The sequence below is a fragment of the Streptomyces sp. NPDC058646 genome, from assembly GCF_042716875.1.
In the GTDB taxonomy this organism is placed as follows: domain Bacteria; phylum Actinomycetota; class Actinomycetes; order Streptomycetales; family Streptomycetaceae; genus Streptomyces.
Genome location: NZ_JBHXRK010000001.1, coordinates 149042 through 164496 on the forward strand (window position 1 = coordinate 149042; position 15455 = coordinate 164496).

Genomic DNA, 15455 nt, shown 5'->3' on the forward strand with positions numbered 1-15455 from the left:
CTGCGCCGATGAGCGATGATCGATCAGAGTTACCGGCGAGTAGGGGCAAGCTGGACAAACAGAAACGGCCGCCCCCGGAACCGGGGGCGGCCACTGTGACGAGCGTCGCTCGTGCGTCTCCTGCTACTTGTTCTTCAGTGCTTCTTCGATGGTCCGCATGACCTCGTCCAGCGGGGCGTCCGTACGGGCCACCGCCACCAGCACCTCGCCCTGCGTGCGGACGGCCGCCGGCGCGGCGGCGGGAGCCGTGCTCAGGGTGCGGCCCGCGCCGATCCCCGTACCGAAGGTCCGGCGCACGATCGAGAAGGCGTGGTCCAGCTGTGCCTCCACGTCCCCCTGCCCGCCCGCCCGCAGCCAGCGCCGCAGCACGTGGTTGTGGGCGGTCACGACCGCGGAGGCGGCCACCTCGGCCAGCAGCGGGTCGTCGTTGCCGTCGTGCGGCTCGTGCTCGTCGAAGTGGGCCAGCAGGTAGCGGGTGAACAGCCGCTCGTACCGGGCGACCGAGGCGATCTCCCGCTCCCGCAGCGCCGGTACCTCGCGGGTGAGCCGGTAGCGCTCCACCGACACCGCCGGCGAGGCGGCGTACATCTTCATGACTTCCTTGATCCCGCGGCACACCGTGTCGAGCGGGTGCTCGTGCGCCGGGGCCACGTCCAGCACCGCCTCGGCGCGGGTCAGGGTGTCGTCGTGGTCCGGGAAGATGGCCTCTTCCTTGGACCGGAAGTGCCGGAAGAAGGTCCGGCGCGCCACCCCGGCGGTCGCGGCGATCTCGTCGACCGTCGTCGCCTCGTACCCCTTGGTCGCGAACAGCTCCATGGCGGCCGCGGCGAGCTCGCGGCGCATCTTGAGCCGCTGTGCGGCCGCCCGGGTGCCGGCCGCGCTCTCCGGGGTGTCGGAGGACGCGGAGGCGCGGGGCGAGGTCTTGGCGGGCTGGGACATAGAGCGAAAGTACTTCATTTGCGCAGGGGACCGCGCCTGCGGGGGGTGGGAGGGGGAAGGATGCGGGGGAGGGCCCGCACTGGGCTCGGGAGGGTTCGTCCGCCGTGAGGGTCCGGCGGACCCGAGCAGCCCTCCCCACGCATCCGGCTCATGGGCCGGCCGGTCAGCGGGTGTCCCCTTACCGGCGGGCGTACTCACGGAATCCGCGGCCGGTCTTCCGGCCCAGGCAGCCCGCCGCCACCAGGTGCTCCAGCAGCGGGGAGGGTGCCAGGCCCGGATCGCGGAACTCCTTGTGGAGGACCTTCTCGATGGCCAGCGACACGTCCAGGCCGACCACGTCGAGCAACTCGAAGGGCCCCATCGGGTAGCCGCCGCCCAGCTTCATCGCCGCGTCGATGTCGTCGAGGCTGGCGTAGTGCTCCTCGACCATCTTGACGGCGTTGTTGAGGTACGGGAACAGCAGCGCGTTCACGATGAACCCGGCCCGGTCCCCGCAGTCCACCGGGTGCTTGCGGACCTTGACGCAGATCTCGCGGACCGTGGCGTGCACGTCGTCGGCCGTCAGCACCGTCCGGACCACCTCGACCAGCTTCATCGCCGGGGCCGGGTTGAAGAAGTGCATGCCGATCACGTCCTGCGGGCGCGACGTCACCCGGGCGACCGCGATCACCGGCAGCGAGGAGGTCGTGGTGGCCAGCACCGCGCCCGGCTTGCAGACCTTGTCCAGGGCCGCGAAGAGTTCCTGCTTGACCGCCAGGTCCTCCGCGACGGCCTCCACGGCCAGGTCCACCTCGGCGAAGGCGTCCAGTGAACCGGCCGGGGTGATCCGGGCCAGGGTCTGCGCGGCCGCCTCCTCGGTGAGCCGCCCCTTGGCCACCGCACGGCCGAGGGACTTCCCGATCGCGGCCTTCGCGGCCTCCGCCTTCTCCGCGCTGCGGGCGGCCAGCACCACGGTGAACCCGGACTGCGCGAAGACCTGCGCGATCCCGCTCGCCATCGTGCCCGAACCGGCCACGCCGACGGTGCTGACGGGACGGCCCGCTCCGGCCCGGCCCCCGTCCGGCGGGGTCTGCGCGTCGCGGACGACCGTGGTGCTGCCCGCCGCCTCGTACGTGTAGAAGCCCCGGCCGGCCTTCTGGCCCGTCAGGCCGGCCTCGGTGAGGTGGCCCAGGATGGGGGCCGGCGCGTGCAGCCGGTCGCCCGACGAGGCGTACATGGCCTCCAGGACGGTGCGGGCGGTGTCCACGCCGATCAGGTCGAGGAGCGCGAGCGGGCCCATCGGCAGGCCGCAGCCGAGCCGCATCGCCGCGTCGATGTCCTCGCGGGAGGCGTACTTCGACTCGTACATGGCGGCGGCCTGGTTGAGGTAGCCGAAGAGGAGTCCGTCGGCCACGAACCCGGGGCGGTCGCCGACGGCGACGGGCTCCTTGCCGAGGGCGCGGGCGAGCGCGGTGACGGCCTCGACGGCCGGCGGTGCGGTGAGGACCGAGGAGACCACCTCGACCAGCTTCATCGCCGGGGCCGGGTTGAAGAAGTGCAGGCCCAGCACGCGTTCGGGATGCTGGGACTCGGCGGCGAGGCGGGTCACCGAAAGGGCGTTGGTGCCGGTCGCCAGGATCGTGTCGGGCCGCACGATGGCGTCGAGCTCGCGGAAGACCCGCTGCTTGAGCTCGTACGTCTCGGGCACGACCTCGATCACGAGATCGGCCTCCGCGGCGGCGGCCAGGTCGCCGAAGGTGCGGAAGCGGGCGAGGATGTCCGCGCGCTCCTGCTCGCCGAGGCGCTCCCTGGCGACCGAGCGGGCGGTGGCGGCGGCGAGGGCGGCCGTCGCCCGGCGGGCGGCGGCCTCGCTGACGTCGATGCCGATGACCTCGTGACCGGCCCGGGCGAGGACCTCGGCGATGCCGGTGCCCATCGTGCCGAGGCCGACGACGGCGATGGTCCGGAGGGTGGGGTGACTGGACGGACGGTCCATCGAGGGACTCCAGTGGAAGAGGGTGACGACTGAGGGGCGCGCGGCGCACAGTGCGCGCTGATGCCGACGGAGAACCGTGCGGGGGTGACCCGTGGGGCGAAGGCCCGGACGGGCGGAAGCGGAGCGGCCCTGTCCCGGGGCCACGCCGTGCGACATGCGGAGTACGAACCGACCGGCACGGGGCGGCTGCGTCACCAGGCCGCCCTCGTACGTATGGAAGTGACAGTAACCCGTCGGTAACTGGTGCGCCAGAGTGCGGAGATGTGACCTGTACCGCCCAAATGTACCGATCATCGATCATCAGCCGTTGGGCAGCGCCCTCCGCGGCGCTAGGGTGGCCCGCGTGAACGACGTGCTGGAGCGCCTGCGAACAGAAGCCGCCGGTTCGCCGCAGTACGCGGAGTACGAGGTGCTGCGCGCGGCCGGGCCCGACGCCCTGGCCGCCTCCCTGACCTCGGCCGGGCTGCCGCTGTGGGCCCGCGAACTGGCCGCGTACCGGCTGGGGCTGGCGGGGGACCGCCGCGCCTTCGAGTCCCTGGTGCTGCTGCTCAACCACAGGGACCCGCCGCGCTGCGCGGCCGCCGCCGAGGCCCTCGCCGTCCTGGGCGACCCCCGCACCGCCCGCGCGGCCGCCGCCCTCGCCACCAACGGCCTGCGCACGGCCTACGCCCTCCAGCCGGTGCGGCTGCTCACCGCCCTGCGCGCCCCGGAGTCGGCCCCCGCCCTCATCGCGACCCTGTCCCGGCTGCTGTCCCCGCACGATCCGTACTGGCGCATCGCCCTGGCCTGCGTCGAGGGCCTGGGCGCCCTCGCCGACCCGCGCGCCCGCGAGGTCCTCACCCGGGCCCAGTCCCACCCGCGCCTCGCGGTGGCGGCGACGGCCGCGCTGCGCGCGCTCGGCTGAGGCCCGGCGGCCGGCGGGGCGGCCCGAGGCCGTGAGGCGCCCGCGAGCGGTCACGGGCGCCCCGGTACGGGCTCAGCCCCGGAACCCCAGCAGCCCGTGCAGGGCCGCTCCGCCCGCCGAGGGGGACACCGCCCGGGTGGCCGCGGCCGGCTTCGGGGCCGCCTGCGCCGGGCAGGTGGCGTCCGCGGCGTGCCCGGTCCTCAGGTACGCCGCGACCTTCTCGTCCAGGCACTTGTTGCCGCTGAGCGCGATGCCGTGGTTGCCGCCCCCCTCCTCGACGACCAGCGACGCCCCCTTCAGCTTCTCCCGCATGCTGAGCGCTCCCGCGAACGGCGTCGCCGCGTCCTCCGTCGCCTGGAGCAGCAGGGCGGGCGGCAGGGCGTCGTTGGTGACGTCGGGGGCGCGCAGCGGCTCGGCCGGCCAGAACGCGCACGGCGCGTTGTACCAGGCGTTGTTCCAGGTCATGAACGGGGCCCGGGCGTGCGTGCGCCACATGTCCGCCCGCCACTGGTTCCAGTCCCGCGGCCAGGCCGAATCCCGGCACTGGACCGCCGTGTACACGCTGTAGCTGTTGGCCGCGGAGGGCTCCACCGCCCCGAACCGCTCGTACGCCGCCACCAGCGGCTTCGCGTCCCCCTTCAGCACGAACGCCGAGAAGGCCTCGGCGAGGCCCGGCCAGTAGCCGTTGAAGTAGCCGCCCGGCATGTAGGTGTCCTCCAGCTCGGAGGGGCCCACCTTGCCGCCCGCGGGCGTCCCGCGCAGCGCTTCGCGCATCGCGTACCAGCGCTTCTCGACCCGCGCGGGATCGGTGCCCAGCCGGTAGGTGGCGTCGTACTGCGCGACCCACGCCAGGAAGGCCTTGTGGCGGGCGTCGAAGGCCCGGTCCTGGGCGAGGTTGTCCTCGTACCAGACGCCGCCCGGGTCGACCACCGAGTCCAGGACCAGCCGGCGCACCCGGCCCGGGTGGAGCTTGGCGTACACCGCGCCCAGGTAGGTCCCGTACGAGTAGCCGAAGTAGTTGATCTGCTCGGCGCCCAGCGCCGTCCGCACCACCTCCAGGTCGCGGGCGGCCGAGACCGTGCCGATGTGCGGGAGCACGTCCGCGTGCGCGGTCCGGCAGGACTCGGCGAAGGCGCGCACCCGTTCCAGGTTGGCCCGCTCGGTCCGGGCGTCGCGCGGTACGGAGTCCGGGCGTACGGGGGAGAAGTGGCCCGCCCCGCAGGCGAGGGCCGGCTCGCTCCTGCCCACGCCCCGGGGGTCGAAGCCGATCACGTCGTACTGGGCGGCCACGTCCTTGGGCAGGGCGGAGGCCACGAACCCGGCGAGGGCGCGGCCGCTGCCGCCGGGTCCGCCGGGGTTGACCAGCAGGGGGCCCTGGGAGGTGGCGGCGGTGTGCGGCACCCGGGTGAGGGCGAGGGAGATCTGCCGCCCGTCCGGCCGGTCGTGGTCGAGCGGGACCTTGAGGGAGGCGCACTGCAGCGTCGGGTAGCGGGGCGTCGCGCAGTCCGACCAGCGCAGGGCCGCCTTCGAGGGCGCCGGTGCGGCCGGCGCGGCCGTGACGGGGCTCGCGAGTGCGGCGGCGACGGTGGAGATCGCGAGCAGGACTGCGGCGCGCTTCTTCAAGGGGTGCAGCATGGGGCCTCCCAGCCGAGGGTTCTGGGCGGAATCGTCCCGGAAGCCGCGCCCGGAAGGCGGTATTGGGCCCCCCAATGGCCCGATGTGATGACTCCTCAGGGGCTGGCGGGGGTCACAGCAGGGTGAGCTGCGTCGGCGCGGCGGGCACGGGCCCCGCCGGCGGGTCCGCGGGCCGCTCGGGGGTGAGGACGCGGCGGCCCGCCCCGCGCCCGCCCGGACCGATGCCGAATGCGGCCGCCAGCTCGTGCACTTGGCGGGTGATCTGCCGCTGGTACCAGGTGGGCGCGTACGAGCCGCCGGCGTACATCCGCTCGTACCGCCCGACGAGGTGCGGGTGGTGCTCGCCCAGCCAGGCCATGAACCACTCGCGCGCCCCGGGCCGCAGATGGAGTACCAGGGGTGTCACGGAGGTCGCACCGGACGCGGCCACGGCCCGGACCGTCTCCCGCAGCTGCTCGGGGGAGTCGCCGAGGAAGGGTACGACCGGCGCCATCAGCACCCCGCACTCCAGACCGGCGTCGGTCAGGGCCCGTACGGCGGCCAGCCGGGCGGCGGGGGAGGGCGTACCGGGTTCGACGGTCCGCCACAGCTCCTGGCCGGTGAAGCCCACGGAGACGGAGATCCCGACCTCGGTGACCTCCGCCGCCTGCCGCAGCAGGGGGAGGTCCCGCAGGATCAGCGTCCCCTTGGTGAGGACGGAGAAGGGGTTGGCGCGGTCCCGCAGCGCCTCGATGATCCCGGGCATCAGCCGGTAGCGGCCCTCGGCGCGCTGGTAGCAGTCGACGTTGGTGCCCATGGCGACGTGCGCGCCGGTCCAGCGGGGCGCGCCCAGCTCGCGGCGCAGCAGCTCGGGGGCGTTGGTCTTGACGACGATCTGGGAGTCGAAGCCGATCCCGGTGTCCAGGTCGAGGTAGCTGTGGGTGTTGCGGGCGAAGCAGTAGACGCAGGCGTGGCTGCAGCCACGGTAGGGGTTGACGGTCCATTCGAACGGCATGCGCGAGGCGCCCGGCACCCGGTTGAGGACCGAACGGGCCCGCACCTCGTGGAAGGTGATCCCGCGGAACTCCGGGGTGTCGAAGGTCCGCGTGACGACGGCATCGGCCCCGAAGAGCGCGGACGGACCCGTGGGGCCCTCGGTCAGGTTGTCCCAGCGCATGAGCGCCTCCCTCGGTAGCTCTGCCCCGAGAATAGAACAAACGTTCCCATGATCGTGCGGGCCGTTCGCCGCCCGGCGCCCCGGCGGCGCCCGGCGGCGGCCCCCGTCCGGCCCGGATTTGGGCGCCCGGGCCGGAGGTGGTTGGCTTCGCCGTGACGAGCGAGCACAACTGTTGGAGGAACAGCCATGGCGCAGGTCGAGGCCACCACGGAGCGGATCATCGCGGCCGACGCGGACACCGTGTTCGACGCGCTGGCGGACTACGCCGGGACCCGGGGCAAGGTGCTGCCCGAGCACTTCAGCGAGTACGAGGTGCTGGAGGGCGGCGACGGCGAGGGCACCCTCGTCCACTGGAAGCTCCAGGCCACGAGCAAGCGCGTGCGCGACTGCCTGCTCGAGGTCACCGAGCCCACGAACGGACAGCTGGTGGAGAAGGACCGCAACTCCTCCATGGTCACCACCTGGGTCGTCACCCCGGCCGGTGAGGGCAGGTCCAAGGCCGTCGTCACCACCGTGTGGGACGGCGCCGGCGGCATCGGCGGCTTCTTCGAGCGCACCTTCGCCCCCAAGGGCCTCGGCCGGATCTACGACACCCTGCTGGCCAACCTGGCGGGCGAGGTCGAGGGCTGAGAACGGGCGGGGCCCGGCCGCCGGCCGGCCCGCCCGCGCGGGACGCGGCGGCTCACCGGTTCGGGTGGATTTCCCGGCGGGGCCCAGGGGGTGTCCCGCCGGGCGTGGCCCCGGGTCGGCCCGGGCCCCGGCGGCTAGGGTGGGTGCTCTGCACGTGCCGTCCGCGCCGGCCGCGGTTACGCGTCCGACGGGCGCGCGTGCACGAACCGCGTGCACCGAACGCGAGCAACCGACCGCCCGGGGGCCCGATGAAGATCCTCATCTCCGCCGACATGGAAGGCGCCACCGGCGTCACCTGGCCCGCAGACGTGCTGCCCGGGACGCCGCAGTGGGAGCGCTGCCGGCCGATGTTCACCTCCGACGTCAACGCCGCCGTCCTCGGCTTCTACGACGGCGGCGCCGACCAGGTCCTCGTCAACGAGGCCCACTGGACCATGCGCAACCTGCTGCTGGAACGGCTCGACGCGCGCGTCGAGATGCTCACCGGCCGCCACAAGTCCCTCTCCATGGTCGAGGGCGTCCAGCACGGCGACGTGGACGGCATCGCCTTCGTCGGCTACCACACGGGCGCCGGCTCCGAGGGGGTCCTCGCGCACACCTACCTCGCCAACTCCATCACCGGGGTCTGGGTCAACGGGGTGCGCGCCAGCGAGGGACTGCTCAACGCGCACGTCGTCGCCGAGTACGGGGTCCCGGTCGTCCTCGTCACCGGCGACGACCTGACCTGTGTGGACGCCGCCGGCTACGCGCCCGGCGCGGTGACCGTCGCGGTCAAGGACCACGTGTCCCGGTACGCCGCCGTCTGCCGCACCCCGGCCCGTACCGCCGCCGACATCCGGGCCGCAGCCAAGGAGGCGACGGCGCTCGCCGTCCGCCGCGATCCCGTACGGGGCGGCCCCTACACTGTCGAGCTGGAGTTCGATGCCGAGCACCTGGCGATGGCTGCCACCGTGGTCCCGGGCGCCGAACGGTGTGCCGAACGCAGGGTCGCGTACAGCAGCGAGACCATGTACGAGGGGATCCGGACCTTCAAGGCGGTCACGACCATCGTCTCGGCCGCAGTGGAGGAGCAGTATGGCTGACATGCCCGCAATCACCGCCGAGGCCCCGGCCGAGGTCCCGACCACCCACGTCCCCGTCCCCGGACGGGCCGGCGCCCCGCAGGCCCCACCGGTCCAGGCCGTGGACGAGACCGCGCTCGCCGAAGCCGTCGAGTTCACCTCCGGCCTCATCCGGATCGACACCACCAACCGGGGCGGCGGGGACTGCCGCGAGCGCCCCGCCGCCGAGTACGTCGCCGAGCGGCTCGCCGCCGCCGGCCTGGAGCCGGTGCTGCTGGAACGCACCCCGGGCCGGACCAACGTGGTGGCCCGGATCGAAGGCACCGACCGCGGGGCCGAAGCCCTCCTGGTCCACGGCCACCTCGACGTCGTCCCCGCCGAAGCGGCCGACTGGAGCGTCGACCCCTTCTCCGGCGAGGTGCGCGACGGCGTGGTCTGGGGCCGCGGCGCCGTCGACATGAAGGACATGGACGCGATGGTCCTCGCCGTCGTGCGCGCCTGGGCCCGCGCCGGCGTCAAGCCGCGCCGCGACATCGTGATCGCCTACACCGCCGACGAGGAGGACAGCGCCGTCGACGGCTCCGGCTTCCTCGCCGACCGGCACCGGCACCTCTTCGAGGGCTGCACGGAAGGGATCAGCGAGTCCGGTGCCTTCACCGTGCACACCGGCACCGGACCCGCCCTCTACCCGATCGCCGCCGGTGAACGCGGCACCGCCTGGCTGAAGCTGACCGCGCACGGCACCGCGGGCCACGGCTCCAAGCCCAACCGCGCCAATGCCGTGAGCCGGCTCGCAGCCGCCGTCGCCCGCATCGGCGAGTACCGCTGGCCGGTGCGCCTCACCGACACCGTCACCGCCTGCATCACCGAACTCGCCGCCGTCCAGGGCCTGTCCGTGGACCCGCGCAGCCCCGGCTTCGACCTCGACGCGCTCCTCGCCGGGCTCGGCCCGGCCGCCACCCTGGTGGAGGCGACCGTACGCAACAGCGCCAACCCCACCATGCTCAGCGCCGGTTACAAGCTCAACGTCATCCCCGGCGAGGCCACCGGCTACGTCGACGGGCGGATGCTGCCGGGCGGCGAGGCCGAGTTCATCGCCACCCTGGACGAACTCACCGGCCCCGACGTGCGCTGGGAGTTCCAGCACCGCGAGGTCGCGCTCCAGGCCCCCGTGGACGGGCGGACGTACGGGATCCTGCGCGAGTCCGTCGAACGCTTCGACCCCGACGGGCGCGTGGTGCCCTTCTGCATGGCGGGCGGCACCGACGCCAAGCAGTTCTCCCGCCTCGGCATCACCGGATACGGCTTCTCCCCCCTGAAGCTCCCGCCGGGCTTCGACTACTGGTCCCTCTTCCACGGGGTGGACGAGCGGGTCCCCGTCGAAGCCCTTCACTTCGGGGTCCGGGTCCTCGACCACGCGCTGCGCACTCTGTGAGGGGAACCCTGTGATGGTGGCGGCGACCCGGCCCTACGGCAGCTGGCCCTCACCCATCGACGCGGGCCTCGCCGCCGCGCTCGACGGGCGGCCCGAGTACGTCGGCACGATCGGCCCCGAGGTGTGGTGGACCGAGCCCCGCCCCCGGGAAGACGGCCGCCGCACCCTGGTCCGCCGCACCGCCGACGGCGGCCCGGGGGCCGCGGCGCTGCCCGCCCCGTGGAACGTGCGCAGCCGGTTCACCGAGTACGGCGGCCGCCCCTGGACCGGGACCGAACGGCCCGGGGGCGGACCCCTGCTGGTCTTCGTCCACTTCGCCGACCAGCGGCTCTACGCGTACGAACCGGACGCCCCCGACGGCGCTCCGCCCCGGCCCCTCACCCCCGTCTCCGAGGTCGGCGGCGGACTGCGCTGGGCCGACCCGGTGCTGCGCGGAGGCGAGGTCTGGTGCGTGCTGGAGGAGTTCACCGGCCCGGCCCCGACCGACGTGCGCCGCGTACTGGCCGCCGTACCCCTGGACGGGTCGGCGGCCGGCGACCGGGCAGCGGTCCGCGAACTGACCGACGGACGGCACCGGTTCAGCACCGGGCCCCGGCTCTCCCCGGACGGCCGGCGCGCCGCCTGGCTGGTGTGGGACCACCCCCGGATGCCCTGGGACGGCACCGAGCTGCTGCTGGCGGACGTCACCGCCGACGGGGAGCTGACCGGGGTCCGCACCGTGCTCGGCGGCCCCGAGGAGGCCGTCGCCCAGGTCGAGTGGACCGCCGCGGGGCACCTCCTCGCGGTGAGCGACCGCAGCGGCTGGTGGAACCCGTACCGGGTGGACCCGGACACCGCAGACGCGGTCAACCTGTGCCCCCGGGAGGAGGAGTTCGGCGGCGCCCTGTGGAAACCCGGGCTGCGCTGGCTCGCCCCGCTCCCCGACGGGCTCCTGGCCGTCCTGCACGGCCAGGGCTCCCCGGTGCTCGGCATCCTCGACCCGGACAGCGGCGACCTGGTGGACGCGGCCGGCCCCTGGACCGCCTGGCAGCCGACGCTCGCCGTCAGCGGCACCCGCGTCTACGGGGTGGCCGCCAGCCCGCGCAGCGCGTACGAGGTGGTGGAGCTGGACACGGCCGGCGGGCACGCCCGGGTCATCGGCGGCGGCTCCCCGTCCGGGCCGGACCCGGCCTACTACCCGGAGCCGCAGAGCCGCACCTTCCTGGGCCCCGACGACCGGCAGATCCACGCCCACGTCTACCCGCCGCACCACCCCGCCTGCCGGGCCCCCGCCGACGAACTGCCCCCGTACGTGGTGTGGGCGCACGGCGGCCCCACCGACCACGTACCGCCCGTACTCGACCTGCACATCGCGTACTTCACCTCCCGCGGCATCGGCGTGGTCGTGGTGAACTACGGCGGTTCCACCGGTTACGGCCGCGCCTACCGGGAGCGGCTGCGCGAGCAGTGGGGCGTGGTCGACGTGGAGGACTGCGCGGCGGTGGCCCGCGCACTCGCCGCGGAGGGCACCGCCGACCCGGACCGGCTCGCCATCCGGGGCGGCAGCGCGGGCGGCTGGACGGCGGCGGCCTCCCTGGCCGCGACCGGCCTCTACGCCTGCGCGGCCGTCATCTACCCGGTCCTGGACCTGCGGGGCTTCGCCGAGGAGACCCACGACCTCGAGTCCCACTACGTCGACGGCCTGGCCGGCCCGCCGCAGACCCTCGCCGTGCGCAGCCGCGAACGCTCGCCCGTGGCCCGCGCCGACCGGATCACCGCGCCGTTCGTCCTCCTCCAGGGGCTCGACGACCCGGTCTGCCCGCCGGCCCAGGCGGAGCGGCTGCTGGCGGCGATGCGGGGCCGGTCGGTGCCGCACGCGTACGTGGCCTTCGAGGGCGAGGGGCACGGCTTCCGGCGGGCCGACACCATGGTCAGGGCGCTGGAGGCGGAACTGTCCCTGTACGCCCAGGTCTTCGGGATCGACCGCACCGACATCCCCCGGCTGGACCTGCACGGCTGAGCCCCGGCGCCGCCACCGCCGCACCGGGTCACGGACGTGACGGCGCCCGGCACGTAGCCTGGAGCCGTGATCCTTCACCCCTACCTCAGCGAAGGCACCCGGGTGGGCCTGCGGCCCTTCCGGGTCGCGGACGGACCCGAGTTCACCGCCCGCGTGCGGGAGAGCCGGGACTTCCACCGGCCGTGGCTGTTCCCGCCCGCGACCGTCGAGGAGTACGAGCCCTGGGCGAGCCGCCTCGCGGCGGGCGAGGAGCGGGCCGGGTTCCTCGTCTGCGAACTCGCGACGGGCGCCGTCGCCGGATTCGTCAACGTCAACAACATCGTGCGCGGCGCCTTCCGGTGCGGGGCCCTCGGCTACGGCGCCTTCGTGCACGCGGCCGGGCGAGGCCTCTTCCGGGAAGCGCTCGGCCTGGTCCGTGCGCACGCCTTCGCCCCGGAGGGGGAAGGCCTCGGCCTGCACCGGCTCGAGGCCAACATCCAGCCCGCCAACGCCGCTTCGATCGCGCTGGTGCGCGGCGCGGGCTTCCGGCTCGAAGGGTTCTCCCCCGCCTTCCTCCACATCGACGGGGCCTGGCGCGACCACGAACGCTGGGCGGTCACCGCCGAAATGCCGTGACCGCAGGGCCCGTTCGGAGCAGGATGGGACCATGCGATCCCTCGTGCTCCTCGACGCCCCGTCCAACCTCGGCCTGCGGCCGCCCGCGCCCGGCACCGTACCCGGGGTGTACAAGCTGGCCGGGGCCCTGCGCGAACAGGGCCTCCTCGGCCGGCTCGGCGCACGCGAAGGCGGGGTGGTGGTCCCGCCGCGCTACGACCGGGGCGACTGGAGGGAGGGTGACGGGGTGTTCCACGCCCGGGAACTCGCCGCGTACACCGTCACCCTCGCCGACCGGATCGAACGCCACCTGAGGGCCGGGGAGTTCCCCGTCGTCCTCGGCGGCGACTGTTCGATCCAGCTCGGCGCCGCCCTCGCGATGCGCCGGCTCGGCCGGTACGGGCTGGCCGCCGTCGACGGCTCCGCCGACTTCCGCCACCCCGGCAACGAGGCCGTGAACGGGCCCGTCGGCGCCGCCGGAGGGGAGGAACTGGCCCTGTCCACCGGGCGGGGCCAGCGGGACCTCACCGACCTGGAGGGACTCTCGCCGTACCTGCTGGACACCGACGTCCGCCTCTTCGGGCTGCGGGACGGGGACGCCGACCTGGAGGAACTGCGGGCCGCGGGCATCGACGCGGCCACCGTCGGGGAGATCCGCGAGCGCGGCGCCGGGCCGGTGGCCCGGGCGGCACTGGACGGACTCCACCCGCCGGTCACCGCCGGTTTCTGGGTGCACCTGGACGCCGACGTGCTGGACCCGGGCGTCATGCCCGCCGTGGACAGCCCCGACCCGGGAGGGCTGCTGCCGGACGAACTGGCCGAGCTGCTGGGCGTGCTGGTGCGCTCCCCGCGCTGCGTCGGCCTCAACGTCACCATCTACGACCCGGACCTGGACCCGGACGGACACGCGGGCGCACTGCTCGCCGACCTCGTCGCGGGCGCCTTCGCCTGACGGACGCCCGCCCGGGCGTTCCCCGCCCGGGCGTTCCCCGCTCGGGCACACCGGCCGGCCGATCCGCCCGACCGCCCGAGGGGGCCCGCGGCGGCCTCTCCGCGTCATCCTGAACGGTGGTGATTGCGCGGAACCCCTGTGCACCGGCCGCCGTGACGTGTTCCCTTTCCCTCATGGCCACCACCGTCCGCCGTGCCGTACTGACCCTGACCGCCGCGCCGACCGGCCCCGAGAACCCGCTGCCCGCCCTGCGTGCGCCCGACGGGGTGCACGTACTGGACGAGCGGTCACGCGAGGGGCTCCCGCGCGACATGGCGCGGCAGATCGGGTACGCCCCGCTGCGCTCGCTGCTGCCCGTACGCATCCGCGACGGGTACCGGCGCGAGCGCACGGAGCAGCAGTTCGACGCCGTCGTCATCGAGAACGCACACCTGCGCGTCACCGTCCTGCCCGGGCTGGGCGGCCGCGTCCACTCGCTCGTCCACCTGCCCACCGGACGCGAACTCCTCTACCGCAACCCGGTGTTCCAGCCCGCCGACTTCGCCCTCAACGGCGCCTGGTTCTCCGGCGGCATCGAATGGAACTTCGGCGCCACCGGCCACACCGCCCTGTCCTGCGCCCCGCTGCACGCCGCGCTCGTCCAGGCCCCCGACGGGGGAGCGATGCTGCGGATGTGGGAGTGGGAGCGGCTGCGCGACCTGCCGTTCCAGGTCGACCTGTGGCTGCCCGAGGACTCCGCGTTCCTGTACGCCGGGGTCCGCGTCCGCAATCCGCACGAGCGGCCCGCCCCCGTGTACTGGTGGTCGAACACCGCGGTCCCGGAGGAACCGGGCACCCGGATCCTGGCCCCCGCCGACGAGGCCTGGCACTTCGGCTACGAACGCACACTGCGGCGGATCCCCGTCCCCGGCCGGGAGGGCGCGGACCGCACGTACCCGCTGCGCAGCGAGTACCCGGCCGACTTCTTCTACGAGGTCCAGGACGCGGCCCGGCCCTGGATCGCCTCCCTCGACGCGGACGGGCACGGCCTCGTGCAGACCTCCACCGCCGCGCTCCGCGGACGCAAACTGTTCGTGTGGGGCGCGGGCACCGGCGGCCGGCGGTGGCAGGAGTGGCTGACCGAACCGGGCACGGGCGGCTACGCGGAGATCCAGGCCGGCCTGGCACGGACCCAGCTGGAGCACGTACGGCTGGAGGGCGGGGCGGAGTTCAGCTGGCTGGAGGCGTACGGCCCGCTCTCGGCCGACCCTTCGGCCGTGCACGGCGCCGACTGGACGGCGGCCCGCGGCGCGGCCGAGGGCGCGCTGGACGCCGTACTGCCCCGGGAACGGGTGGAGGCGGCGTACGGGGCCTGGCGCGGGAGCGCCGACACCGAGCCGGGCGAGCGGCTGGCGGAGGGCTCGGGCTGGGGCGCGCTGGAGGCGCTGTGCGGGGGCCACCGGCTGCCCGGCACCCCCTTCGGGGAGTCCACCCTCGGCGAGGAACAGGCCCCCTGGCTGGAACTGTGGCGCACCGGAGTCTTCCCGGCCCCGGAGCGGGTCGGGCCGCCGGGGCCGAGCCTGGTGGCCGCGCACTGGCGGGACATGCTGGAGACGGCCCCGGCCGACCCCCTCACCGAGTACCACCTGGGCGTGGCCCAGTGGCACGCCGGCGATGTGGCCCAGGCGGTACGGAGCTGGGAGCGCGGCCTGGCGCTCGCGCCCTCACGGTGGCCCCTGCTGCGCTGCCTGGCGGTGGCGGACGCCCTGGCGGGTGACCCGGCGCGGGCGGCCGACGGATTCGCGGCGGCCTTCGCGGACCTGGCCGCCGAGAGCCGGGGCGGGGAACACTGGAGCGCCGCGGAGGCCGCGCTGGGGCGCGAGGCCATGACGGCGCTGCTGGCCGCCGGCCGGCTGCCGGATGCCCGCGAGGTCTGGGACCGGCTCCGGCCGGCCCTGCGCGAACAGGGCCGCTTCCGGCTCCTCGCGGCGCGGCTGCTGGCGGCGGAGGGCCACGTGGCGGCGGCCCGCCGGGTCTTCGAGGACGGCTTCGAGGTCCCGGACCTCAGGGAGGGCGAGGAGATCCTCTCCGAGGTCTGGTCCACCCTGACGGACCACCCCCTACCCGCCCGCTACGACTTCCGCATGCGCCCACCGGGCGCGCCGTAGCGGACCCGTTCCGTACGTGCCCGCGTGC

General features: G+C 74.7%; 12 protein-coding genes. 8 read left to right on the forward strand and 4 right to left on the reverse strand.

The window, feature by feature from the left end; genetic code table 11:
- Nucleotides 1-123: 123 nt before the first annotated feature.
- A complete protein-coding gene (locus ACFWUZ_RS00660) occupies nucleotides 124-939 on the reverse strand; it encodes a TetR family transcriptional regulator (RefSeq protein WP_384364762.1) in 816 nt (271 codons plus the stop codon).
- A gap of 178 nt (nucleotides 940-1117) precedes the next feature.
- Complete coding sequence (locus ACFWUZ_RS00665) at nucleotides 1118-2914, reverse strand: 3-hydroxyacyl-CoA dehydrogenase family protein (protein WP_384364765.1); 1797 nt, start codon at nucleotides 2912-2914, stop codon at nucleotides 1118-1120.
- 343 nt (nucleotides 2915-3257) lie between these two features.
- Here ACFWUZ_RS00665 and ACFWUZ_RS00670 point away from each other — a divergent pair, with 343 nt between their 5' ends.
- On the forward strand, nucleotides 3258-3818 hold the full coding sequence (locus ACFWUZ_RS00670; protein ID WP_384364767.1) for an adenylosuccinate lyase: 561 nt from the start codon (nucleotides 3258-3260) through the stop codon (nucleotides 3816-3818).
- Between the two features lie 72 nt (nucleotides 3819-3890).
- On the opposite strand, the gene ACFWUZ_RS00675 is transcribed toward ACFWUZ_RS00670, so the two are convergent.
- Both ACFWUZ_RS00675 and ACFWUZ_RS00680 read right to left on the reverse strand, forming a co-directional pair.
- Nucleotides 3891-5453 carry an alpha/beta hydrolase gene (locus ACFWUZ_RS00675; RefSeq protein WP_384364769.1) on the reverse strand — a complete coding sequence of 521 codons (1563 nt, stop codon included), beginning with the start codon at nucleotides 5451-5453 and terminating at the stop codon, nucleotides 3891-3893.
- A gap of 112 nt (nucleotides 5454-5565) precedes the next feature.
- On the reverse strand, nucleotides 5566-6609 hold the full coding sequence (locus ACFWUZ_RS00680; protein ID WP_384364772.1) for an Rv2578c family radical SAM protein: 1044 nt from the start codon (nucleotides 6607-6609) through the stop codon (nucleotides 5566-5568).
- 186 nt (nucleotides 6610-6795) lie between these two features.
- Here ACFWUZ_RS00680 and ACFWUZ_RS00685 point away from each other — a divergent pair, with 186 nt between their 5' ends.
- The 7 genes from ACFWUZ_RS00685 (at nucleotide 6796) to ACFWUZ_RS00715 (ending at nucleotide 15427) form a co-directional block, all read left to right on the forward strand.
- Nucleotides 6796-7239, forward strand: coding sequence for an SRPBCC family protein (locus ACFWUZ_RS00685; protein WP_384364775.1), 444 nt, complete (start codon nucleotides 6796-6798; stop codon nucleotides 7237-7239).
- Nucleotides 7240-7487: 248 nt separating this feature from the next.
- Nucleotides 7488-8321, forward strand: coding sequence for a M55 family metallopeptidase (locus tag ACFWUZ_RS00690; RefSeq protein WP_384364778.1), 834 nt, complete (start codon nucleotides 7488-7490; stop codon nucleotides 8319-8321).
- Between the two features lies 1 nt (nucleotide 8322).
- Nucleotides 8323-9735 (forward strand): M20/M25/M40 family metallo-hydrolase, encoded by a 1413-nt coding sequence (locus ACFWUZ_RS00695; protein ID WP_384364781.1) that lies wholly within the window; start codon nucleotides 8323-8325, stop codon nucleotides 9733-9735.
- A 13-nt stretch (nucleotides 9736-9748) separates the two neighbouring features.
- Nucleotides 9749-11734 carry a prolyl oligopeptidase family serine peptidase gene (locus ACFWUZ_RS00700; RefSeq protein ID WP_384364783.1) on the forward strand — a complete coding sequence of 662 codons (1986 nt, stop codon included), beginning with the start codon at nucleotides 9749-9751 and terminating at the stop codon, nucleotides 11732-11734.
- A 66-nt stretch (nucleotides 11735-11800) separates the two neighbouring features.
- A complete protein-coding gene (locus tag ACFWUZ_RS00705) occupies nucleotides 11801-12349 on the forward strand; it encodes a GNAT family N-acetyltransferase (RefSeq protein ID WP_384364786.1) in 549 nt (182 codons plus the stop codon).
- 31 nt (nucleotides 12350-12380) lie between these two features.
- Nucleotides 12381-13280, forward strand: a complete 900-nt coding sequence (locus ACFWUZ_RS00710) for an arginase family protein (protein ID WP_384364789.1) — start codon at nucleotides 12381-12383, stop codon at nucleotides 13278-13280.
- A gap of 173 nt (nucleotides 13281-13453) precedes the next feature.
- The gene (locus tag ACFWUZ_RS00715; protein ID WP_384364792.1) at nucleotides 13454-15427 is read left to right on the forward strand and encodes a DUF5107 domain-containing protein; all 1974 of its coding nucleotides are present in this window, start codon (nucleotides 13454-13456) and stop codon (nucleotides 15425-15427) included.
- The last annotated feature ends 28 nt before the right edge of the window (nucleotides 15428-15455 follow it).

Bases quoted from the DNA above. Each gene is read 5' to 3' on its own strand.
- ACFWUZ_RS00685 (WP_384364775.1), top strand. From the start codon at position 6,796: ATGGCGCAGGTCGAGGCCACCACGGAGCGGATCATCGCGGCCGACGCG.
- ACFWUZ_RS00665 (WP_384364765.1), bottom strand. From the start codon at position 2,914: ATGGACCGTCCGTCCAGTCACCCCACCCTCCGGACCATCGCCGTCGTC.
- ACFWUZ_RS00695 (WP_384364781.1), top strand. From the start codon at position 8,323: ATGCCCGCAATCACCGCCGAGGCCCCGGCCGAGGTCCCGACCACCCAC.
- ACFWUZ_RS00675 (WP_384364769.1), bottom strand. From the start codon at position 5,453: ATGCTGCACCCCTTGAAGAAGCGCGCCGCAGTCCTGCTCGCGATCTCC.
- ACFWUZ_RS00700 (WP_384364783.1), top strand. From the start codon at position 9,749: ATGGTGGCGGCGACCCGGCCCTACGGCAGCTGGCCCTCACCCATCGAC.
- ACFWUZ_RS00660 (WP_384364762.1), bottom strand. From the start codon at position 939: ATGTCCCAGCCCGCCAAGACCTCGCCCCGCGCCTCCGCGTCCTCCGAC.
- ACFWUZ_RS00710 (WP_384364789.1), top strand. From the start codon at position 12,381: ATGCGATCCCTCGTGCTCCTCGACGCCCCGTCCAACCTCGGCCTGCGG.
- ACFWUZ_RS00690 (WP_384364778.1), top strand. From the start codon at position 7,488: ATGAAGATCCTCATCTCCGCCGACATGGAAGGCGCCACCGGCGTCACC.
- ACFWUZ_RS00715 (WP_384364792.1), top strand. From the start codon at position 13,454: ATGGCCACCACCGTCCGCCGTGCCGTACTGACCCTGACCGCCGCGCCG.
- ACFWUZ_RS00680 (WP_384364772.1), bottom strand. From the start codon at position 6,609: ATGCGCTGGGACAACCTGACCGAGGGCCCCACGGGTCCGTCCGCGCTC.